The 20,290-nt window shown below is 55.1% G+C and carries 19 protein-coding genes; 10 read left to right on the top strand and 9 right to left on the bottom strand.

Translation table 11 applies throughout. The features are described 5' to 3' along the window. Window positions 1-71 precede the first annotated feature (71 nt). Together asnB and DFR30_RS14685 are read right to left on the bottom strand one after the other, a co-directional pair. Window positions 72-1,961, bottom strand: coding sequence for an asparagine synthase (glutamine-hydrolyzing) (asnB, locus tag DFR30_RS11445; RefSeq protein WP_132973353.1), 1,890 nt, complete (start codon window positions 1,959-1,961; stop codon window positions 72-74). A 271-nt stretch (window positions 1,962-2,232) separates the two neighbouring features. Next, on the bottom strand, window positions 2,233-2,358 hold the full coding sequence (locus tag DFR30_RS14685) for a hypothetical protein (protein ID WP_279386907.1): 126 nt from the start codon (window positions 2,356-2,358) through the stop codon (window positions 2,233-2,235). A gap of 129 nt (window positions 2,359-2,487) precedes the next feature. On the opposite strand from DFR30_RS14685, the gene DFR30_RS14770 reads away from it, so the two are divergent. Next, on the top strand, window positions 2,488-2,886 hold the full coding sequence (locus DFR30_RS14770) for a GNAT family N-acetyltransferase (RefSeq protein WP_424565408.1): 399 nt from the start codon (window positions 2,488-2,490) through the stop codon (window positions 2,884-2,886). Beyond that, complete coding sequence (locus DFR30_RS11455) at window positions 2,886-4,037, top strand: hypothetical protein (RefSeq protein ID WP_132973358.1); 1,152 nt, start codon at window positions 2,886-2,888, stop codon at window positions 4,035-4,037. The genes DFR30_RS14770 and DFR30_RS11455 overlap by 1 nt, the downstream gene beginning before the upstream one ends. Here the strand turns inward: DFR30_RS11455 and DFR30_RS11460 are convergent. Beyond that, window positions 4,015-4,716 (bottom strand): hypothetical protein, encoded by a 702-nt coding sequence (locus DFR30_RS11460; protein WP_132973360.1) that lies wholly within the window; start codon window positions 4,714-4,716, stop codon window positions 4,015-4,017. The two genes, DFR30_RS11455 and DFR30_RS11460, sit on opposite strands and share 23 nt — an antisense overlap. A 98-nt stretch (window positions 4,717-4,814) precedes the next feature. Between DFR30_RS11460 and DFR30_RS11465 the strand changes: the two genes are divergently transcribed. From DFR30_RS11465 to DFR30_RS11500, 8 genes are all read left to right on the top strand, one after another. Further along, window positions 4,815-5,624, top strand: coding sequence for a DUF6817 domain-containing protein (locus tag DFR30_RS11465; RefSeq protein WP_132973362.1), 810 nt, complete (start codon window positions 4,815-4,817; stop codon window positions 5,622-5,624). Between the two features lie 23 nt (window positions 5,625-5,647). Beyond that, window positions 5,648-6,949 carry a phenylacetate--CoA ligase family protein gene (locus DFR30_RS11470; protein WP_165869188.1) on the top strand — a complete coding sequence of 434 codons (1,302 nt, stop codon included), beginning with the start codon at window positions 5,648-5,650 and terminating at the stop codon, window positions 6,947-6,949. Next, a complete protein-coding gene (locus DFR30_RS11475; protein ID WP_132973366.1) occupies window positions 6,946-8,223 on the top strand; it encodes a phenylacetate--CoA ligase family protein in 1,278 nt (425 codons plus the stop codon). Before DFR30_RS11470 ends, DFR30_RS11475 begins: the two co-directional genes overlap by 4 nt. Continuing rightward, window positions 8,207-9,463, top strand: coding sequence for a polysaccharide pyruvyl transferase family protein (locus tag DFR30_RS11480; RefSeq protein WP_132973368.1), 1,257 nt, complete (start codon window positions 8,207-8,209; stop codon window positions 9,461-9,463). The genes DFR30_RS11475 and DFR30_RS11480 overlap by 17 nt, the downstream gene beginning before the upstream one ends. Before the next feature lie 2 nt (window positions 9,464-9,465). Next, complete coding sequence (locus DFR30_RS11485) at window positions 9,466-10,725, top strand: phenylacetate--CoA ligase family protein (RefSeq protein WP_132973370.1); 1,260 nt, start codon at window positions 9,466-9,468, stop codon at window positions 10,723-10,725. Beyond that, on the top strand, window positions 10,722-11,840 hold the full coding sequence (locus tag DFR30_RS11490) for a glycosyltransferase family 4 protein (RefSeq protein WP_132973372.1): 1,119 nt from the start codon (window positions 10,722-10,724) through the stop codon (window positions 11,838-11,840). The genes DFR30_RS11485 and DFR30_RS11490 overlap by 4 nt, the downstream gene beginning before the upstream one ends. After that, window positions 11,837-13,282 (top strand): lipopolysaccharide biosynthesis protein, encoded by a 1,446-nt coding sequence (locus DFR30_RS11495; protein ID WP_165869189.1) that lies wholly within the window; start codon window positions 11,837-11,839, stop codon window positions 13,280-13,282. The genes DFR30_RS11490 and DFR30_RS11495 overlap by 4 nt, the downstream gene beginning before the upstream one ends. A gap of 416 nt (window positions 13,283-13,698) precedes the next feature. Beyond that, entirely contained in the window at window positions 13,699-13,902 is a 204-nt protein-coding gene (locus DFR30_RS11500) for a cold-shock protein (protein ID WP_132973376.1), read from the top strand. A 125-nt stretch (window positions 13,903-14,027) separates the two neighbouring features. Here the strand turns inward: DFR30_RS11500 and DFR30_RS11505 are convergent, their stop codons facing one another. The 6 genes from DFR30_RS11505 to hflX form a co-directional block, all read right to left on the bottom strand. Next, window positions 14,028-15,320, bottom strand: a complete 1,293-nt coding sequence (locus tag DFR30_RS11505; protein ID WP_132973378.1) for an adenylosuccinate synthase — start codon at window positions 15,318-15,320, stop codon at window positions 14,028-14,030. Window positions 15,321-15,368: 48 nt separating this feature from the next. Further along, a complete protein-coding gene (locus DFR30_RS11510; RefSeq protein ID WP_132974465.1) occupies window positions 15,369-16,559 on the bottom strand; it encodes an ATP phosphoribosyltransferase regulatory subunit in 1,191 nt (396 codons plus the stop codon). A gap of 14 nt (window positions 16,560-16,573) precedes the next feature. Beyond that, window positions 16,574-16,759 (bottom strand): DUF2065 domain-containing protein, encoded by a 186-nt coding sequence (locus DFR30_RS11515; RefSeq protein ID WP_132973380.1) that lies wholly within the window; start codon window positions 16,757-16,759, stop codon window positions 16,574-16,576. Window positions 16,760-16,833: 74 nt separating this feature from the next. Then, window positions 16,834-17,700 carry a protease modulator HflC gene (gene hflC, locus DFR30_RS11520; protein WP_132973383.1) on the bottom strand — a complete coding sequence of 289 codons (867 nt, stop codon included), beginning with the start codon at window positions 17,698-17,700 and terminating at the stop codon, window positions 16,834-16,836. Further along, on the bottom strand, window positions 17,700-18,896 hold the full coding sequence (gene hflK / locus DFR30_RS11525; RefSeq protein WP_132973385.1) for an FtsH protease activity modulator HflK: 1,197 nt from the start codon (window positions 18,894-18,896) through the stop codon (window positions 17,700-17,702). The genes hflC and hflK overlap by 1 nt, the downstream gene beginning before the upstream one ends. Before the next feature lie 54 nt (window positions 18,897-18,950). Then, complete coding sequence (gene hflX, locus DFR30_RS11530; protein ID WP_132973387.1) at window positions 18,951-20,270, bottom strand: ribosome rescue GTPase HflX; 1,320 nt, start codon at window positions 20,268-20,270, stop codon at window positions 18,951-18,953. Window positions 20,271-20,290: the final 20 nt, after the last annotated feature.

Raw genomic sequence — 20,290 nt, forward strand, 5'->3', positions numbered from 1 at the left:
AATCGCCGGCGTAAGGTTCCGGTTGTAGTCACCACTGATCATCAATCCTGATATTTTCAATCTCCATATCATCAAGCCTGCCTCAACTTTAGTAATTGCCCGGAAATATCCTGTGGACTGGCGTTGTCGAACCGTGTGCGCAACCAGATTTCGCAAGCCATCAGGCGAAAGTGATAGTACGGACGTTGCTTCGCCAGTTCCAGAATCTCCGACTGATCCCGGGATGGCCATTTCAGCAAGTCCGACACACGGCCATTGCGCAGGAATTCCGCTGTGTTGGACCACATGGAAGGCGGCATCGTAAACCCTATTTTAGGTGCCTGGATTATATTTTCGGGTAGATGTTTTCGAGCCAGGCTTTTAACTATTCTCTTGGTGACGCCTCTATGATATTTGGCGCTCACGGGTAGATCCAGACCGAAGTTGATCAGATTGTTTTCAAGAAAGGGTACACGTGCCTCGATGGAATGTTTCATTGTCATTTTATCCACGCTGCTCAGGCCTTCACGCATTTGTACATAGATGTCTTCGAAGCTGCTGGATAGAAACCCCCGGTCTTCCAGCGAAAGTCCGGCCAGCTTCTTGAACAAACGGCGTTGGCGCAAGGTTCTTGATGCACCGGCAACGAACAGAATGTTTGATGAACTGGAGATGTAGTTTATGGGATGACCCCGCGTCAAGTCGTGCGCTATCTGATCCTCTATATTTACAGGTCGCAAGCCGGGCAGATACTTGCCTGCCGCCCGGGTATAGCGATTGTCGGGTATCCACCTGGCGCGAAGTGCATTTTTATACCAGTGACGGTACGCCGCTGCATGCCAGGTATAACCACCAAACAGTTCGTCAGCCCCGTCGCCTGTCAGGACAACCTTGAACCCGTCCCTGCGCAGGGTTTTCGCAACCACCATGGCGGCGACGTGCTGGGAAAAAAACAGGGGTTGGTCATTGGCGATAATGGCTTCGGGCAATGTGCGAAACCAGCTCTCATGGTCCACCGGAACGCGTCGCAGCTCTACCCCGAGCGAGTCTGTGATCAGTCGGGCACGTGCCACTTCCTGGCCGCGCATCCCTTCGATATCCGCAACATAAGAGACAAGATCAGGTGAATGCCTGGATGCCAGGGCGGTAACAAGACCGGAATCCAGTCCGCCGCTACACATCGTCGCCACAGGAACGTCGCTGATGAGATGCATTTCGACACTACTGCCTAGCAAGCTCTCAAAGCGGGCGAGATGAACGGAAAAGTCCTGGCCTGCGTTGTCGCTTATCTGTTCCGGTGAGATGTCACGCAAAACGTCAAAATATGTGGTGAGCTTCTCTCTACCTCTATGAAACCGGCACAGGGTTCCGGGTAAAAAAGCCTCTACACCCTGATAGGGCGTCATGGAGCCATCGAAACGTTCATATAGCAGCAAGGAAAACAAGGCGTGATGGTCGCACTCACACGTCACCGATGGATGTTCAAAGAGGGCTTTTTGCTCCGAAGCGAAAACAAAACCACCGCCGGTTCTGGCAATAAACAGCGGTTTTATACCGAGCCGGTCCCGGGCAAGCCATACGGATTGATCCCGAAGATCGTGGTAAGCGAAAGCGAACATGCCATTGAACCGGGGTACGGCGCGTTCCGGCCCCCAATGGTGCAGTGCGTAAAGCACAACTTCGGTATCCGTTTCGCTCATGAATGTGACGCCTTCCTGTTTCAGCAGGCGGCGCAATTCGCGATAGTTGTAAATTTCGCCATTGAAAACAAGCACACCAAGGCCGTCGTTGGTAATAAAAGGCTGATGTCCCCGCTCGCTCAGGTCAATGATACTCAGGCGAGCATGTCCGAAACCGACACCCTCTTTATGCCAGGTTCCCACATCATCAGGCCCACGCCTGGATATTTGCGAGAGCATAGCCTGTAAAATACTGTCCTTGCGCTCATGGGTGTCACCCACAAATCCTGCAATGCCACACATATTATTGTTTTCCGAATCAATGTTTACGAGCTGGTCAGGCTAAAAAGCCTTTAGCCTATTCTAGTGACAATGACACAAAAGGGGGAGCCAGGATTCTGGTTGGCCTGACGAGCGGCGTGGGCCGAATTCTGCCTCAGCACCGAATTACCGTCGGCGTGCGATACCCTGGTTCTGAATTGTTGCCTTACAGGTCTTCCTGGTCTGGTATGATCTGTTGTACAGAATTAACAGATAAAATTTCTCTAACCAGATGAATTTGCCTCCAGAATATTCACCAGGCTTGCTTCGACGCACCTTCAGCCGACTTCGGGAAATACAAAAATGGGAAGGCAACCATGGAATATTCAACCGCATACTTGCGAGCCTGGGATACCGGTGTGTCGGTTGGTACGTTCATTCACTACAGCACCCGATAAGTCCGGTTGAGGCACGCACTGAGTTCGACTTTACCGAACTATCAGGCGCTGACCTGGAGCGCTATCTCCTGTTTCGTCGAGGCGCCAGGGAAGAAGATATACTGGCCCGCCTGGCAGCAGGCAACAGATGCTACGCAGCCCTGTGTAATGGTGAAATCGCGTCTGTCAGCTGGATCGCTGAAAAACAGGGGTATCTGGAGATGATCGGGTACCGGTTCCCCCTGGAGTCGGATGAAATTTATATGTTCGATTCGTTCACAGCGAAAAGATATCGCGGAAAACGGCTTGTTCCAGCACTATACTCAAGGTTAACCGAGCATTACAGGGCGGGTGGCTACCGGACCGTCATCACGTTGATCGTTCCAGAAAACAAGTCAAATATCACATCGCGAACACGTTCGGGTTTCAAACAGACAGGCAGTGTGACACAGCTCAAGCTGGGGTCCTTCTGCTGGTACCGCTTCCACGGCGAGTGCAGACCGCAAGTCCCTGGACTGGACAAGCAGTGATGCCGACCCTTCCTGTAAAACGGGGAATATTGTCATCAGCCGTCTGGAAATTGCTCGAATATGCTCCACTCACGGCAGAAGCATCCATGGACAGGTTGCACTACATAGCTTCAAGCATCGCAAACTGGCGAGTACCGGTAATACGTTGCACTGGCACTCATCCTGAGACCGGGAAAGCCGTAGCCGTCATCGTCGCCGATAATCAGCCCTCTGCCGAGCACTTTATCCGGCACATGGCAGGCATTGACTTCAGAACAGAAGAACTGGGCAAGGTTCCCGTGTGGAAACTGCCCGGTTTTTTTACTGAACATGGCAGTGATACCACCATGTCCATTGCACACATCAATAGCCGACTCGGGCACCTGCTGTTCACGGGGAAGCAGCTTCATGTTCCGGAATGCCTCGGCACGCGCCTGACTGTTCCCGATCATGGTGAAGCAACAAGCCGTGCCAGGCGTAGCCAGGCATCGAATCTGAGACGATTCCACAGGAACGGGCTTGACTGGGAAGTGAGCCGAAGTCTGGATGAATTCGACGACTTCTATCATAAAATGTATGTACCCTTCACACTCGCGAGACATGGTGATGCCGCCACAATCCGCAGCTATTCCCGGCTGCGGAACTACATGCTTCACGGCGGTATTATCTGGGTATTGCATAACGGGCGCAGAATCTCCGGAGACCTGTTCGCAGAGTCGGGAGACACCCTGTACTGGATATGCACCGGTACCGATCATGGGCATGAGGAACCCGTGTCGTTAGGGGCTACCAGCGCAATCTATATATTCGGGGTACAGTATGCGCGGCAGGCCGGGCTTGGTCAGCTCGATCTCGGAGTGTGCCGTCCTTCATTGCGCGATGGCATACTTGCACACAAGAAGCGCTGGGGAGCTGAGTTGCGACCCTCGACCCGTTGCCAGCACTCACTGATCATCCAATGGGAGAACTGGAGCGAAGAGTTAGCACATTTTCTCTGGCACACCGCACCCGTCATCCAGGACGAGGACGGACTGACAGGAATTGTATCTGTGCCAGACAGAAGCCCGGAACCGGAGATACTGCAGAAGGAACTACTGGGGCCAGGAATACGGGGACTGAAAATCCTGGATGGCGAAACCACGATTTCAGTCAAAAACCGAACAGGCGTCTGACACCTCGGGTTATTGGCTTGAACCAGCGCCTGCGCCGGACAACATAGCCCAGACTGAAACGATCGGTTTCCGAGTACACCGTATGCCAAAAGGGAATACCCGGATCAATCCGGAAGGCGCGCACATTCCATTCACTATCCAGCGCAGTAACAATGCGCCCCGTGTCAGGTTCTCTGTATCTGAAGAATGACTTACCGGGCTCGCTGGCATGAGTGATATAAACCCTCCAGCCGGGAGATGCACTGTTGGTGTGCCACCCCATGTACCCTCCCCGGGGATACCAGAAGTGGCCGCTGCATCGAACCTCAAGTGGGTAAGGTGCCTCGAAGGTCTCAAGCAACCGCCGGCTCAGCAACTCATCAACTCTGGCACGTCGAATCAATATGTCCTCGCTGGATATGGAGTGTGCATCATTGGGTATGTTGAATGAAATAACGTTGGATATCTCCCGATTCGTCGCGATGCCATGAACATCCTTTTGGCTGCCCAGTATCTGCTCAAGCGCCTGTTCACAGACCATCTCATGTGCCTTGCCAGCATCATTGCCTGGCGCAGGTTGCCCGATTATGTGTTGCTGGGCCATAATCATGCCGTGGATCGCGTCAACAAGTGTCGGGTCATCAAGCCATCCGGGCAAATCAAAAAAAACCTGCTCTGAGCTGATCGGAATTCTTTCCACAATGTCCTCCGGAGAAAATCAGTCTAAAGCATAGCTGCTATTTGAACAATTTCTCCTTAAAATAACTGCTACAGATTATAAGAAAACGCGAGACATCAATGTCATATACTGATCTTTCCCTGACTTATCCGCAGTTCGTTATACAGTGCGTCAACCATGGCTATGATAATGCCAGCCTCCGCAAGGTGCGGGATGCATATGAATTCATGGAAGAGATGAGTGATGGCCTGTTTCGCGCGCAGGGCGCTCCATTTTCATGCCATCTTTTACGCACTGCGAGTATTGTCCTTTCCACAGGAGCTGCTCTGCCGGTTGTGCTGGCGGCCATGGTGCACTCAGCCTATCGCCTGCGCCTGTTTAAAAACAGTCGCAGGCGTGCATACAGACTTTCGCACCGCAGCCACTTGCAGACCATTCTCGGTTCTGATGTTGAAATGCTTGTGTATGCCTATGCACACCTGCCATGGTACAGCCCGGATACTCTTGATCAGCACCTTGCGAACCTGGAATCCGCGACTCAGTCAACAAGGAACGTCCTCACCATCCGTTTGGCAGATGAGCTTGAAGACTGGCTGGACCTGTCACTGGCGTTCATGGACCGCGATCAGGTCGCATGCCGTATCGAAGCCTACGGTTCCTTGTGTATCCGGCTTGCAGAACGCATGGAACTGGAGGGACTTGCAAATAGCATGCGAGATGCTGCCGCGCAATACCGGAACATGGAGCTACCTGATGTGGCTCTTATGCATCGACACCGGGCCTATGAGCGTTCACGTGCTCACCTGTGGGAGATGAGCGCGCCTGAAGCATGGTTGTTGAATTTTGCCCGGCGCGTTGTACTCGCGCTGAGGAGCAAGGATACATCACGCCGAGCCGGCAAACGGAGATCACCATCAGCTCGTTCCTGAACAGACTGTACGGAACTGCCATCGTGGCTTCGCATCTGCCCTTCCAGAAGCAGGCCGACTATCTTCCCGCGTCACGTCTGGGCAAGATCCGCGACAGGCGGGTCCGTAGCCTCGTAAATCATGCGGCAAAGTATGTGCCCTATTACAGAGAACTGTTTCATGAACACGGTATCGATCCACGGGCAATCAGAACAGCGGCGGATCTCGAAATGCTGCCCCTGCTCGACAAGCAAACCGTCCGGGATAATCCACGAGCGTTCGTCTCCACTTCGCGCCGTGGCCAAACCGCAATTCCCTTCAAGACCAGCGGCTCGACGGGTATGCCGCTCACTATCTACCATGACAGACGCTCCCTGCTTGCCAACATGGCGCGCACCTGGCCAGAGAAAGCGATCATTCGAAAGGTCCTGGGTAATAATCGAGCCGGGAGACAGGCAACCATTCTCTATCCCTCCTCGACAGTACGCAGAATCTGGGAACTCTATCGCGAGTACTCGTTTGTACCCGGACCTTCCCGCCAGCTGCTGCTAGACGTAAATGATCCTTTTGATGAGATCATCAAGGCAATCAATACGTTTAAACCGGACATTGTTTCAGGCTATGGCTCCTATCTGGAAACCTTGTTTCGCATGGTAGATGCCAGGCAAACAGCCGTACACCTTCCCAGGGTACTGACCTACGGCGCTGACAATATGACCGAGGGCGGACGTCAGTTAATTGAAAACAAACTCGGGATTCGTGTGTTTTCGAGATACAACTCTGTCGAATCATTTCGAATCGGTTTCACCTGCGAACAGCATCATGGATTTCACATTCGGGAGGACCTGTGCTGTCTGCGGGTTGTCGACGCCCATGGAAACACGCCCGGTGATGGTGAACCCGGAGAAGTGGTGATATCCAACCTTGTCAATCGTGGTACCGTACTAATCAATTACCGGATCGGTGATCTGGGCGTCATCACTCAAAAACCCTGCCCTTGCGGACGAACACTTCCGATGCTGGCGAGCCTCGAGGGACGCAGTGAAGATATTATCTATCTGGCAGATGGCCGGATGGTACACCCCAGGATCATCTGGAACGTATTCAAGGGAAGAAACGACCTGCTTCAGTACCAGCTGATCCAGCACAAGCCTGACAGCTTTGAGCTGAAAATTGTACTTGCGGGCAGCCCGGGCCATGATGCTGCCACCAGGGATATTCTGACTGATCTGGGCAAACTGCTCGGGGACGTGGAAATCACCGTCTCATGCCATGAAAGCCTCTCCGTGGGTAACCGGAAATTCAGACCTGTTATTTCCCGGTGTAGCCCCACACTGATGTCATGATCGGAAAAATCGGCATGTTCTCCCGGCTGCTATACAACAGGCAGCTCTCCCCCAAGGCGCTACAGACCCTGCAGTTGCGCAAGCTGCAAGCAACCGTTGCACAGGCCTATGACCAGGTACCGTACTACCGCCATCTACTCGATGAAGCAGGCGTAACTCCCGGCAGCATAGGCAAGCTGGATGACCTGAAAAAAATTCCGGTGAGCACCAAGGATGACCTCAGAAAAGCCGGTAAAGAGAGCCTGATAGCCCACAATACAGACCGTAAGGATCTGATCTGCGTCCGGACCAGTGGCACCAGTGGCAAGCCGTTCGAAGTTTTCATCACCGGCCGTGAGCGGAAATTACGCAGGCTCATCGATTTCCGCACGCTTCTTAATATCGGATTCCGGCCCCGCGACCATCTTGTCACACTCGGCCCCAGGATACCGATACAACGCGGGCTGCACGAGCGGCTCGGCCTGTTTCGTACAGACCAGGTCGACCCACTTGCACCCACGGCTGAAACACTTGATCAACTCGGCAAGTTGAGACCGGGTTTTCTATGGACCTACCCCAGTGTTTTTCGTTCCCTGCTCAGAAATGCCGACCAGGAAATACTCCGGAAGCTCAGGCCGCATACACTCATCACCTCGGCCGAAACCGCGGACCCGAAACTGCTCAGAGAGTCATGGGATGGAGAAGATGTTGCTTATTACAATTTCTATGGCTCTATTGAGTCAGGACGTATCGCATGGGAATGCCCGGAACACAACGGCCTGCATATCAATGCAGACCACGTGATTCTGGAACTCGAGCCGGTCAGTGGACTGCAGCACGGCATTGCGGCCGGACTTGGCCATGTGGTAATAACCACGTTGAATATGCGCGCAATGCCGTTTATCCGCTACCGGCTTGGCGATCTGTGTTCCTTTGTTGACAGCGACTGTTCGTGTGGCAGCACCTGGCCGACTATTTCCGCACCGATCGGCAGAGCCACCAGTCTTGCGAAACTGCCGAGCGGTCGTTACATTCCTGCATTTGAATTTACTCACATGCTTCGCCAGATCGAATGGATCGATCAGTTCCAGGTTATTCAGGAGGCATCAGGGAGCTTCACTGTAAATCTTGTAACAACAGGTCCTGCAAGTGATAATGAGACAGCACAACTACGGTCGCGTATAACAAAGCAGCTGAAAGAGCCCGTTGAGATCAATGTGCGGATAGTAAAACAATTACAGCAAAACAATTACAAGCTCCAGGATTTTCTTGTAAGGAGTGCCGACACACCATGACCTGTTCGATCAAAAATCCGGTATCAACCAGACCAGCAGTGTATTGCAGTCTCATGCCATGCCCGAACCACGTCACATACTGATCCTCGGCGGAGATGCCGATGGTAACCTGGGTGACCGGGCGATCCTGATGTCGATGTGCCATGCTCTGCATTCCATCAGGCCCGATGCCACGATCACCATCATATCGAGACATCCCGGGCGCGCCCACGCAGATTACGGAGAAAGGGTTCATGTCATTTGCCCGGGAATCTCCGGATCAATCAAGCTCTGCAAGGCCGCAGCAAGAAGCGACCTGGTCCTGTGTGGGGGCGGCGGCCTGATTCAGGACGACGACAGCCTGATAAAGGTACCCTACTGGGCAATGCGTATACTGTTGATGCGCGCCCTTTGTCCCAGGGTGGTCGGCTATGCGCTGGGCGTCGGACCACTCAAGGCCGGAATCAGCCGCTTGTTTGCAAGACTTGCATTCTCATGTATGACTCAAATCACGGTTCGGGATCCCGAGGCCCAGGCCGTGGCACAGGCACTCACCCGGAAAGCCGTTGAGCTGGTCCCCGATCCAGCCCTGCTAGTGTCCGGGGCTGACAGCGAAAAGGATTCGAATCACCTGCAGACAGCCGGTGTTCCACCCAATCATAAACCGGTCATCGGTATCGCACCGAGACGCTGGTTTCCACCCAAATCCCGGCTTGTTCCCCGGCGTATCGCAGCACGCTTCCGGCAACCATCCTTCGAACAATCGACACGCCTGGTGGAATTGCTGACCCAAACCCTCGGCAATCTGGTAGATAAACACGACGCCTACATTCTCTTTCTGCCGAGCTACACCCTGGCGCATGAAGGGGATGAACAGCTATGCCGCATGCTGATGGACGCCCTTCCCCCGGACAGATCCGGGATGTTGTTGATCAGCAGTCCCGGGGAGTACCGGGCTGTCTGCAAAAAGCTGGATACGCTTGTCGGAGGACGCATGCATCCGACAATATTTGCATCATCGATCGGCACCCCTGTTGTCGGACTCTCCTATAATCACAAGTTCGAGGGCTTCTTTGAACTGCTGGGTCAGCGTGAGTCGGTACTGGATGTGCAGTCCTTCGTCCGCGATGGTCGCACAGAACAACTGACCGGTTTAATCGAGAAGGCCCTGCACGACACCACCAGCCCCAGAGACAGAGTTGACGATATGTGCGCAAGAATCAGGAAGTTTAACCAAACATTGATGCAACAGGCTTCCTGAGGGTGCTGACACTTTACCGTACTTACCGGAGCCTGGCGCGCTCGCAGTGGCTAACCACAGAACAACTTCATCTGCTCAGGCAAAAAAAGCTGCAAGAACTTGTCTCGCATGCCTACACGCATGTGCCGTATTACCACAAACTCTTCAGGAAAGCGGGCATTCACCCAACAGATATACGAACATTCGATGATCTGTCGCACATACCCGTCACAACCAAGCGCGACTTGCTGGAGGCGGGGCCCGGACAAATCACCAGCGGGGTTTTCCCGGCCAGGAAACTCGTTGCAGAACGCACAACAGGATCAACCGGCGAACCATTCACTGTTTTCCTTGATCGCAACTGGCTCAGGGTTCGCAAGGCTCTTTTTCTACGTGCGTTACACACTGCCGGCTGGCGTCCGGGCCGGAAACTGGTGTTCGTGACTGCGGGTCGCAAACCCTGGCACCGGAGAATCATGGGATGGCATTATATTTCTTTTGCAGACTCCCCCGAGTCCATGCGGGAACAGTTGAATCGAATACGGCCAGACGTTCTGTACGGATGGGTGACGCCCCTGCGTGAACTCGCACGATACATCCGCGACACTGGCAAACGCATACACTCACCACAGGTAACCATTACAACTGCCGAAACGCTGGTTGCGCAAGACCGGGAGCTTATCGGACGCGCTTTCAAAAGCCGATTGTGCGAATTCTTCGGCATGACGGAGATGGGCATTATCGGCTGGGAATGCCGGGAGGCAGGCCAAATGCATATTGCAGAAGATACCTGTCACGCAGAACTCGCACCTGACCATGACACCTCAGGCACAGGCCGCCTGGTCATGACAAACCTCGAGTTGCGAGCGACTCCGTTTATACGTTATGAAACCGGCGATCTGGCACGCTTCGGTCCTGCCACAGCATGCAGGTGCGGCCGCTCCTTGCGGACACTGGCGCGTATCGATGGACGTCTCGTTGACTGCATTCGTCTTGAAGACGGCCGTGTTATCTCGCCCTACCAGGTTACCCTTGCGCTTGAACCGCTGAAGGGCATAGGACGGTTTCATGTCATTCAGGAAAATCCCGGCAAAATCAGTGTGGAACTCGAAGCAAATCAGAAAGACGCAGACGCTCTCCAGAGCGCTGTTCGAAACGCACTCATCCCACTTACAGGCACCGGTGTGGAACTTGGCATTGTCCTGAAACAAACTTTGGCAATGCAGCCCGGAAGGAAATTCCGTGTGGTTGAGAACCGCTGCATACAGCAGAGCACACCATGAAAATCCTTACCATCTGCTACGAATACCCTCCATTGGGTGGAGGTGGCGCCCCCGTTTGCGAGGGTCTTTGCGAATCGCTGGTTGACAGGGGTCACCATGTCGATGTCGTCACTTCGCTTGCGAAGAACCTTCCAGCTGAAGAACAGCGTAACGGGGTTAGCATTTATCGCACACGCTGCCTGAGGCGCCATGTACATTACACCACCACATTCGAGCTGCTGACCGGCATTTTCCCGGCCTTGCGAAAGGCTGCAGAACTATGCAGGACAACAGACTACGACCTGATTCATTGTCATTTCATTGTCCCATCCGGGATTGTCAGCTGGCTGCTCGCCAGGCAAACCGGCACACCCTATCTGATCACCGCGCATGGCTCCGACATTCCGGGGTATAACGAGGATCGATTTAATCTCAGCCATAAACTCATTTGGCCGGTGTGGAAACGCATTGTCAACGGCAGCCGGTCTACAGTGACACCTACGAGATACCTGGGGCATCTGCTAAACAGGCAGATCGACAAAAAGGGCGAGGTAATTCCCAATGGCATTAACCTGCAGCGTCCCGGCCCTGTTCAACCGGCAAACCGGATCCTGATGGTTTCGCGGATATTCGAACGCAAAGGTGTAGACATACTCCTGCGGGCATTTTCAGGTATGAATACTGACTGGGAGCTGGTTATTGCAGGAGACGGCCCGCTTCTGGAAAACGCAAAAGAACTGGCGGCCGAACTTGGCATTACGGTGCAATTCCTTGGACATGTAGACAAGGCACAATTACCCGACCTGTATCAATCCGCGAAAGTTTTCGTTCTACCCTCGTCACGCGAGAATTTCCCCGTGGTACTGCTTGAGGCACTTGCTGCCGGCTGCGCCATTATCACTACACACGGATCAGGGTGCTCTGAAGTCGTCGGTGAAGCAGGTATACTGGTCGAATCAGGTTCGCCACAGGCCCTGCGCCTGGCGCTTGAGGAGCTACTTGCAGATGAAAGCCAAATAGAAATGTTGCGCCGGAAATCGCTGCAACAGGTCGAGAAATTTACCTGGCAACACATCTCGGGAAAATACGAAGCACTCTATCATCAGCTTCTTCTACAAGCTCACGAACGACCGTGAAGCGACGCCTGCTTGTCCATTTTTCCTATGTGACTGTTTCCCGCTATGTGGCGGAACTGTTCTTTCTTGCCCGTGGCCTTACCGTTGCCCACATCCTCGGTCCTTCGACCTTCGGCGTATGGAGTGCCATGCGCATGCTTAACCAGTTCAGCAACATAGCCAACCTGGGCGCCAGTGACGGAATGTTTCAGCGAGCACCCTATGCCGATGCAGCCGGCAATCCAAACGCGGCACAGCGCTTTCGGGAGGTCGCATCGGGAATCAACGTTGCAACGGCATTGATCGCTGCCTGTACACTCGCTGCTATTGCGGCGTTCAAGCACCCCGATGCCCCGGTCAGCTGGTGGCTGCTGTTTGCCGGTGTGGTATTCCTGACCCAGACTTACCGGTTTAACATCTGGCTATTGAACTCCTGGAGAATGTTCGGTCTTTCCAGCATTTTCACTATCCAGTTCGCTGTACTTTCAACGGCTGCAGGAATACTCGGAGCCTGGCAGTTCGGTCTTGACGGGTTTCTCGTCGCGCTGCTTCTTTCTTACGGCATTACCCTCGGAACCGCCATAGCCCTTGGGCCTCCATTCCCACGTCCAGGATGGTCGCTGGCAACCGCAAAAGAGCTGATCGGGACCGGATTCCCGATACTCGCTTCCGGCCTGCTGATGGTGCTGTTGTGGACTACTGACCGGCTACTGATCTGGATCCATCTCGGTGAAAAGGATCTCGGTATTTACACCATCCAGAGCTACTTCACGGGCGCCATGCTGCTGATACCGACCGCCATCATGAGTGTTTTACGCCCTCACCTGATGGAAGCTCTGGGCGCCCGGACCACGAAAACGCAACTCGTTCCGGTTATGGAAAAGGGTGCCATGTTGTTCGCGCAGATAATGTGGCCCCTCGTCGGCATGGCATATCTGATCATACATCTGCCGATTCGCTGGATACTGCCGGATTATGCAGGAGCCATTGAGCCGGGCAGGATACTGATGTTCCTTACCTTCGTGACAATGCTGGGTACAATACCGGCCACATTCCTGATCTCTCTTGGTCACCAGAAATCATTACTGGCAATCAGATGCACGTCGGTGGCGGTTGCGGTATTCGCAGTAACGTATAGCCTGAACCAGGGAGGCAGCTATGAACAAATTGCAATGGCGACCGGACTTGGACTATTCACGTCGACTGCACTTGTCATGGCCGCTGTTTTTCGGGCTCTCAAGATTCCTGGTCGCAGCCGGCTGCGCTACGCCGGCTGGAACATCGGCATGCTGGTGTTGCTGGCAGCGACACTTGCGTTGGCAGAGTGGCTTCTTCCAGACAGACCTGATTCCTGGCAACAGGATCTCTCGAGTACCGCCGGGCGGTGTGCGGTGCTGTTGACTGTAGCGACGCCATTCCTTTACTTCATAATCCGGAAAACAACCACCATGCAACTTGACTAGTATCGACGGCTGGTTGCGCGCATCGTCAGCGTTGCTGATGCCTATGACGCATTGACCTCGGAACGCCCCTATAGACAAGCCCCGCAAGTCAAATTCACACCGCTGGTTTTACCAGATGCACGTAGTTTAAATCGTCCCGGGTGGGGCGCCTTTAATCATACAGTCCAGGGAAAACATTCCATGGGGACGCCAAAATTTAGCGATATTCCTCATCGATCATGGCAAATCCGGCATATTTCGCTGAACTACGATAATATTTCTGGCGAAAACAGAAAGATTCTCCTATAATGGCTGAAGCTACAGATTTTGTTATTCGCAGTTTTGGTTGTTACCTCCGCGTCACCCCATGAATTTCTCGTTTCATTACCTGTATGCAACTCTACTATTTGTTCAATTAATTTAAGGTAAATAAAGATATGGCTACAGGTACTGTAAAGTGGTTCAACGAGTCCAAAGGTTTTGGTTTTATCTCTCAGGATGCCGGCGGCGATGATGTGTTCGTACATTTCAACGCGATCCAGGGCTCTGGCTTCAAAACGCTGGCCGAAGGCCAGCCGGTCACCTATGAAGTAGAAAAAGGCCCTAAAGGCCTCCAGGCAGCCAATGTTACTGCTGCCTAGGTAATACCTCATCGGGTAAACCGATACGAAGAACCCCGCTCCGGCGGGGTTTTTTTTGGTGTGCATTCAAGTATCGGGTCAAGGCTTCCTTGCAATGACAGGGAATGGGGGAATTGACAGGGGAGCTACTCGAACGGATGTCGCTTGATCAGCGTTTCCTCACGATCCGGACCGGTTGAAATTATATCAATCGGCACACCACACAGTGATTCTACCTTGTCCAGGTAATCACGCGCGGGCTGCGGCAACTGGTCGAGTGACTTGGTGCCAACAGTTGAATCCTTCCAGCCCGGCATTTCTATCAACACCGGCTCGCATTTCTCCATCAGGTCGGCACCCACTGGTGGAATAGTGATTTCCTTGCCATCCAGCTTGTAGGCCACGCAGATTTTTACCGTCTCCATGCCATCCAGCACGTCCAGCTTGGTAATACAGATGCCGGTGACGCTGTTAACATCGAGTGAGCGACGCAGTGATACCACGTCCAGCCAGCCGCAACGACGCTGACGTCCGGTGGTTGCGCCGAACTCATGCCCCTTCTCTCCCAGGTACTGACCATCGTCATCGAACAGCTCGGTCGGAAACGGACCTGCACCGACACGTGTGGTGTAGGCCTTGACGATACCCAGAATATAGTCGAGTGCACGCGGCCCCACACCACTGCCACTTGCCGCACCACCGGAAGTGGTGGTCGAAGACGTGACATAGGGATAGGTGCCATGATCGATATCGAGCAAGGCGCCCTGCGCGCCTTCGAACATCACACTCTTGCCTTCGGCGCGCAGCTTGTGCAGTGTGCCCGGTACATCCTCGACCATAGGAGCAATCTGGTCACCCTGCGCCAGCGCCTCATCAAGCACCTTCTGGTAATCCACCGTATCGGCCTTGAAATAATGTTCCAGCGCAAAGTTATGGTACTCCATGACTTCGCGCAGACGTTCCTTGAAATGCTCCGGGTCAAGCAGTTCACCCAGGCGGATACCACGCCGCGAAACCTTGTCTTCGTAGGTCGGGCCAATGCCCCGCCCGGTGGTTCCAATGGCTTTTTTACCGCGCGCAACTTCACGCGCCTGGTCGAGCGCAATGTGATACGGCAGGATCAACGGGCAGGATTCACTGATGCCGAGTCGCTCGCGGGCCGGCACACCATTGCCTTCCAGGGTTTTAATCTCTTCGAGCAGGGCGGTCGGTGACAACACCACACCGTTACCGATCAGACATCGCACGCCGACGCGCAGGATGCCGGAGGGAATCAGGTGCAACACCGTCTGTTTGCCTTCGATGACCAGTGTATGACCAGCGTTGTGCCCACCCTGGAAGCGCACCACGGCGGATGCCCGGTCCGTCAGCAGGTCAACAATCTTACCCTTGCCTTCGTCACCCCATTGCGTACCGATGATAACTACGTTCTTGCCCATGGAACTCCCAACCCTGTTTCCTGAATCTGTTAAAAAACTGATGCCGGTTCAGGCGCCGAGCGACTGAACAACCCACTGCGAACCATCCCAGTGCAACACCCGGTCACAACCCGTTTCTGCAACATTACCTGGCTGGCCGTGTAACTGCCGAATAACGATTTCACCCGCAGTACGCAGCGACGCGATGGTTTCTGTCAATGTGGCATCGTCTTCGGCTGGCGCAAGAATCCCGCCCGCTGGTGCCGGCCATTGCCGGTTACCCAGCTCCATAAGCGAGCGCAGGTCCGTGCTGAAACCGGTGGCAGGCCGTGCGACACCGAACACCTTGCCGATGTCATCATAGCGCCCGCCACGTGCGATCTCCTGGCCACGATCGGCGACAAAGGCCGCAAACACGACACCGGTCTGGTATTGATACCCACGCAGCTCGGCGAGATCAAAATGCAGGCTGACATCCGGTAAACGCCGTGCCGCCAGGTCCGCGATATGCTGCAGGTTATCCAGGGCAGCCATGACACTGTCGCCGCTACCCTCCAGCAGATCACGGGCGCGCTGCAGGACATCGCTGTCACCGTTCAGTGTCGCCAGCCCGGCCAGGCGTTCACGCTGTGTCGTGGACAACTCCAGTTCGGCGAGAAATTCACTGATTTCCGGAATCGCCTTGCGCTGCAGGGCATCGAACAGAAAGGCTTCCTGTTCCGTATCCAGGTTGGCATCACGCGCCAGTCCACGGTAGATGCCCACGTGCCCCAGGTCGATGTACACATCATCGATACCGGTCAGACCCAGTGTCGCCACCATCAGCTGGAGAATTTCAACATCGCTCTCCGCACCGGCGTGGCCAAACAGTTCTGCACCAACCTGCATGGGACTGCGCGAACCGGCAAACCCGTCCGGTCGTGTGTGCAGTACAGTACCGAGGTAGCACAGACGGCTGGGCGCTTCACGCTGCAAACCATGTGCATCGATGCGTGCAGCCTGTGGCGTCATATCGGCACGCAGCCCCAGCAGGCGGCCTGACATCTGGTCGATCAGTTTGAACGTCTGCAGGTCGAGGTCGTGGCCGGCACCGGTAAGCAGGGAATCGAGATAGTCGACGAGTGGCGGGATGACCAGCTGGTAACCCCAGCCACGATACAAATCCAGAAGTTCACGACGCAACTGCTCCAGCCGCGCAGCCGGTTCCGGCAGCAGCTCTTCGATGCCCTCGGGCAGTAACCAGCGATTTTTGCCTTTCATCACGTTGGTACTTCCTAGCGAACCCAGTACAGTAAAGCCACGCCGGCCAGCATACTCACCAGCCCGGCGATGCGCAGGCTCCGGTCATCCATCTGCGCCAGCGTGGCCATCATACGCCTCACGGCACCCGGATTTACGAACGGCGCAATGCCCTCGATGACCAGCAGCAACGCCAGCGCTGCCCACAGATCATTCCACATCGCACACTCCAAAAAAAAGCCGGACGACATCACGTCGTCCGGACTCTGCATTATACGCCATTCGCCGGCTGGCGTTAGTTACCGGCCTTGCCGAAATAGCGGAAGAATTCGCTGTCCGGACTCAGCAGCATCATGTCACCACTGCCTCCAAGGCTTGCCCGGTACGCCTCCATACTGCGGTGGAAGTTGTAGAACTCCTTGTCCTTGCCGTAGGCCTTCGCATAAATTTCGGCAGCGGTTGCATCACCCTCGCCTCGCACCTGCTCGGCATCACGGTAGGCTTCGGCGATAATCACCTGTCGCTTGCGGTCAGCATCGGCGCGTATTTTCTCCGCCTCCTCGAAACCGCGTGAGCGGAACTCCTTGGCAACGCGCGCACGCTCGGCCTGCATACGACGGTACACGGAGTTGCTGACCTCAGCAGGCAAATCGATACGCTTGATACGAACATCCGCGATAGCAATACCGATTTCCTGGGCCTGTTCATTGGATTCCGCGGTCAGGGCACGCATGATTTCGTCACGTTCACCGGACACCACCTCATTGATGGTTCGTTTACTGAACTGCCCACGCATGCCGTCCTTGATGATCTGCTCCAGGCGCAGGCGCGCGTGGCGCTCATCACCGGACACCGCCGTGTAGTAACGTGTCACGTCGGCCACACGCCACATCACAAAAGAATCCACGATGACGTTTTTCTTTTCTGCTGTCAGGAAACGTTCCGGCTCGACATCCAGCGTCAGAATACGGGCATCGAACTTGCGCACGTTATTGATAAACGGAATCTTGAAGTGTAGCCCAGGCTTGAAATCCGCCTCGCGAATTTCGCCCAGACGGAACATGATCGCCTTTTCCCACTGACTGACCGTAAACATCGAGAAACTTCCGATCACCAGCGCCACCAGCGCAAGCACCAGGATAAAACCTTTTCCGTTAACCATTAGCGCGTCTCCCTGGTCGTGCGTCGAGCCGGTCGTTTCGGCGCCACGGTCTTGTCAGAATCTGTGCCGGTAAAGGCATCACTGACATTGGTCCCACTACTGCGCCTGGCGGTGCTCTGCTTCATCAACTGGTCCAGTGGAAGGTACATCAGGTTATTGGCATTATCGCTGTCCACGAGCACCTTGTTGGTTCGCGTCAAAACGGATTCCATGGTTTCCAGGTACAGGCGTTTGCGGGTCACCTCCGGCGCCTTCTTGTATTCCTTCAGCAGCGCAGTAAAGCGGCTGGCCTCACCCTCGGCCTTGGCAATCAGCGATTCCTTGTAGGCCTGCGCTTCCTGCGTCTGACGCGCAGCCCGACCACGGGCCTTTGGAATCACTTCGTTCGCATAGGTCTCAGCCTCGTTCTTCAGGCGCTCCTTGTCCTCACGCGCCTTGATGGCATCGGAAAAGGCACCCTGCACTTCTTCCGGTGGCTGTGCATCCTGCAGGTTAACATCGGAGACCAGCATGCCACTGTCATACTGGTTCAGAACGTTTTGCATCGATGCCTTGACGCGGCTGACAACTTCAGCACGACCTTCCTTGAGCACAAAATCCATTTCGCTCTTGCCGATAACCTCACGCACGGCACTTTCCGCTACCTGCTTCAGCACGGCATCCGGCTGGCGAACATTAAACAGATACTTGCCCGGGTCATCGACCTGGTACTGTACGGCCAGCTGGACGTTGACGATATTTTCGTCCTTGGTCAGCATCAAGGCTTCGCGCTCGACCGTCAGCCCGGCCTGCCCGCCGGCGCCTGAGCGATAGCCAATTTCCACGAAACGCCGCTGTTCGACATTGACAATCTCGACCTGCTCGACGGGATACGGGATGTGCCAGTGCGGGCCGGGCATGGTGGCCTCGGTAAAGGCCCCGAAGCGCATCACTACGCCGCGCGTACCCGCATCGACAATATATATGCCGGAAAACAACCAGACCACGAAGGCAATACCGGCAATCAGGCCGAAACCCGCCATGCCCTTGCCTGAAGCGCTGCCACCGGTGCCGCCGCTACGCCGGCCACCACCGAACAGGCCGCCCAGCTTGTCCTGCATCTTCTTTACGACCTCGTCGAGATCGGGTGGGCCCTGGTCGTTACGACCACCCCACGGATCCTTGTTATTACCGCCTCCCGGCTCGTTCCAGGCCATGTATGACTCCGTTGTTCAAAAAATGCTGGTTTATGGTGCTCGAAACAGGGGATTCTAGGGAGCTTGCGCCGCGCCCGCAACATCGGCCGAATCCCGGTCGGGTTGCAGGGTATATTCCAGACCCTCGCGGCGGTACAGATCGTCCAGCTCGCGGCCGCTGATGGTCACTTCCAGCCACCAGCCGCCGGCAGGGTCCGGTTCATCCTTCAGGACCTCTCCGGTCTTGAAGATCATGGCGCGCAGCCGCCCGGCGCCGGGTGGCAGATGCAGCCAGCCGCGCACCTGGTCCGGCATGAAATACTCGCACAGGGCGCTCTCCAGCAGGTCCAGCCCTTCGCCACTGGCCGCCGAACACCAGACCCGCGTCACTTTGCCTTCAGTATCGCGCAGCAACCGTGCCGGCTCACCGCTCAGGTCAATCTTGTTGTAGACCATCAGCTGCGGCACTGCACTGGCGCCGATATCCGCCAGCACCTCGTTGACCTGCTCGATACGCGTCTGGCGCTCCGGGTCGTGGGCATCTACCACGTGCAGCAGCAAATCCGCTTCCAGCGTCTCTTCCAGCGTGGAACGAAACGCCGCCACCAGCTCATGGGGCAGTTTGCGCACAAAACCGACTGTGTCAGCCAGTACCACCGGTCCGAATCCCGGAAGATCAAAGCGTCGCAGGGTCGGATCAAGTGTAGCGAACAACTGGTCAGCTGCGTAAACATCCGCTGCGCACAGCCGGTTGAACAGGGTGGACTTGCCGGCATTGGTATAACCGACCAGTGACACGGTCGGCACTTCGGCCCGGTTACGTGCACGCCGGCCCTGGGCGCGCTGGCTACGGACCTTCTCCAGGCGCTTGTGAATCTGTTTAATACGGTTACCGAGTAACCGGCGGTCGGTTTCGAGCTGGGTTTCACCCGGCCCACGCAGGCCGATACCACCCTTCTGCCGCTCGAGGTGGGTCCAGCCACGGATCAATCGTGTGGAAAGGTGACGCAGTTGCGCCAGTTCGACCTGTAATTTGCCTTCAAAGGAGCGCGCGCGCTGGGCAAAGATATCCAGGATCAGCCCGGTTCTGTCCAGCACGCGCGCGCTGAACAGCTTTTCCAGGTTGCGCTCCTGGCTCGGCGACAGTTCATGGTTGAAGATAACCAGCTCGGCTTCTTCCGCCAGTAACAGTTCACGGATGGTTTCGGCCTTGCCGGAACCGACAAAATATTTTGAATCAGGCGCATTGCGACTGGCGGTGACCGTAGCCACCGGCTCGGCACCGGCGGAGCGTGCCAGGTCGGTAAATTCGAGCAGGTCTTCAGGCTCGGACTCACCGGGAAAATCGACATGAACGAGGATCGCCCGCTCACCACTGCGGGGACGTTCAAACATGGGGATATTCGAAACCGGAC

Origin of the sequence: Thiogranum longum (assembly GCF_004339085.1) — a bacterium.
GTDB lineage: Bacteria > Pseudomonadota > Gammaproteobacteria > DSM-19610 > DSM-19610 > Thiogranum > Thiogranum longum.

Bases quoted from the DNA above. Each gene is read 5' to 3' on its own strand.
- asnB (WP_132973353.1), bottom strand. From the start codon at position 1,961: ATGTGTGGCATTGCAGGATTTGTGGGTGACACCCATGAGCGCAAGGAC.
- DFR30_RS14685 (WP_279386907.1), bottom strand. From the start codon at position 2,358: ATGAACGTACCAACCGACACACCGGTATCCCAGGCTCGCAAGTATGCG.
- DFR30_RS11455 (WP_132973358.1), top strand. From the start codon at position 2,886: ATGCCGACCCTTCCTGTAAAACGGGGAATATTGTCATCAGCCGTCTGG.
- DFR30_RS11465 (WP_132973362.1), top strand. From the start codon at position 4,815: ATGTCATATACTGATCTTTCCCTGACTTATCCGCAGTTCGTTATACAG.
- DFR30_RS11475 (WP_132973366.1), top strand. From the start codon at position 6,946: ATGATCGGAAAAATCGGCATGTTCTCCCGGCTGCTATACAACAGGCAG.
- DFR30_RS11490 (WP_132973372.1), top strand. From the start codon at position 10,722: ATGAAAATCCTTACCATCTGCTACGAATACCCTCCATTGGGTGGAGGT.
- DFR30_RS11500 (WP_132973376.1), top strand. From the start codon at position 13,699: ATGGCTACAGGTACTGTAAAGTGGTTCAACGAGTCCAAAGGTTTTGGT.
- DFR30_RS11505 (WP_132973378.1), bottom strand. From the start codon at position 15,320: ATGGGCAAGAACGTAGTTATCATCGGTACGCAATGGGGTGACGAAGGC.
- DFR30_RS11510 (WP_132974465.1), bottom strand. From the start codon at position 16,559: ATGAAAGGCAAAAATCGCTGGTTACTGCCCGAGGGCATCGAAGAGCTG.
- DFR30_RS11515 (WP_132973380.1), bottom strand. From the start codon at position 16,759: ATGTGGAATGATCTGTGGGCAGCGCTGGCGTTGCTGCTGGTCATCGAG.
- hflC (WP_132973383.1), bottom strand. From the start codon at position 17,700: ATGGTTAACGGAAAAGGTTTTATCCTGGTGCTTGCGCTGGTGGCGCTG.
- hflK (WP_132973385.1), bottom strand. From the start codon at position 18,896: ATGGCCTGGAACGAGCCGGGAGGCGGTAATAACAAGGATCCGTGGGGT.
- hflX (WP_132973387.1), bottom strand. From the start codon at position 20,270: ATGTTTGAACGTCCCCGCAGTGGTGAGCGGGCGATCCTCGTTCATGTC.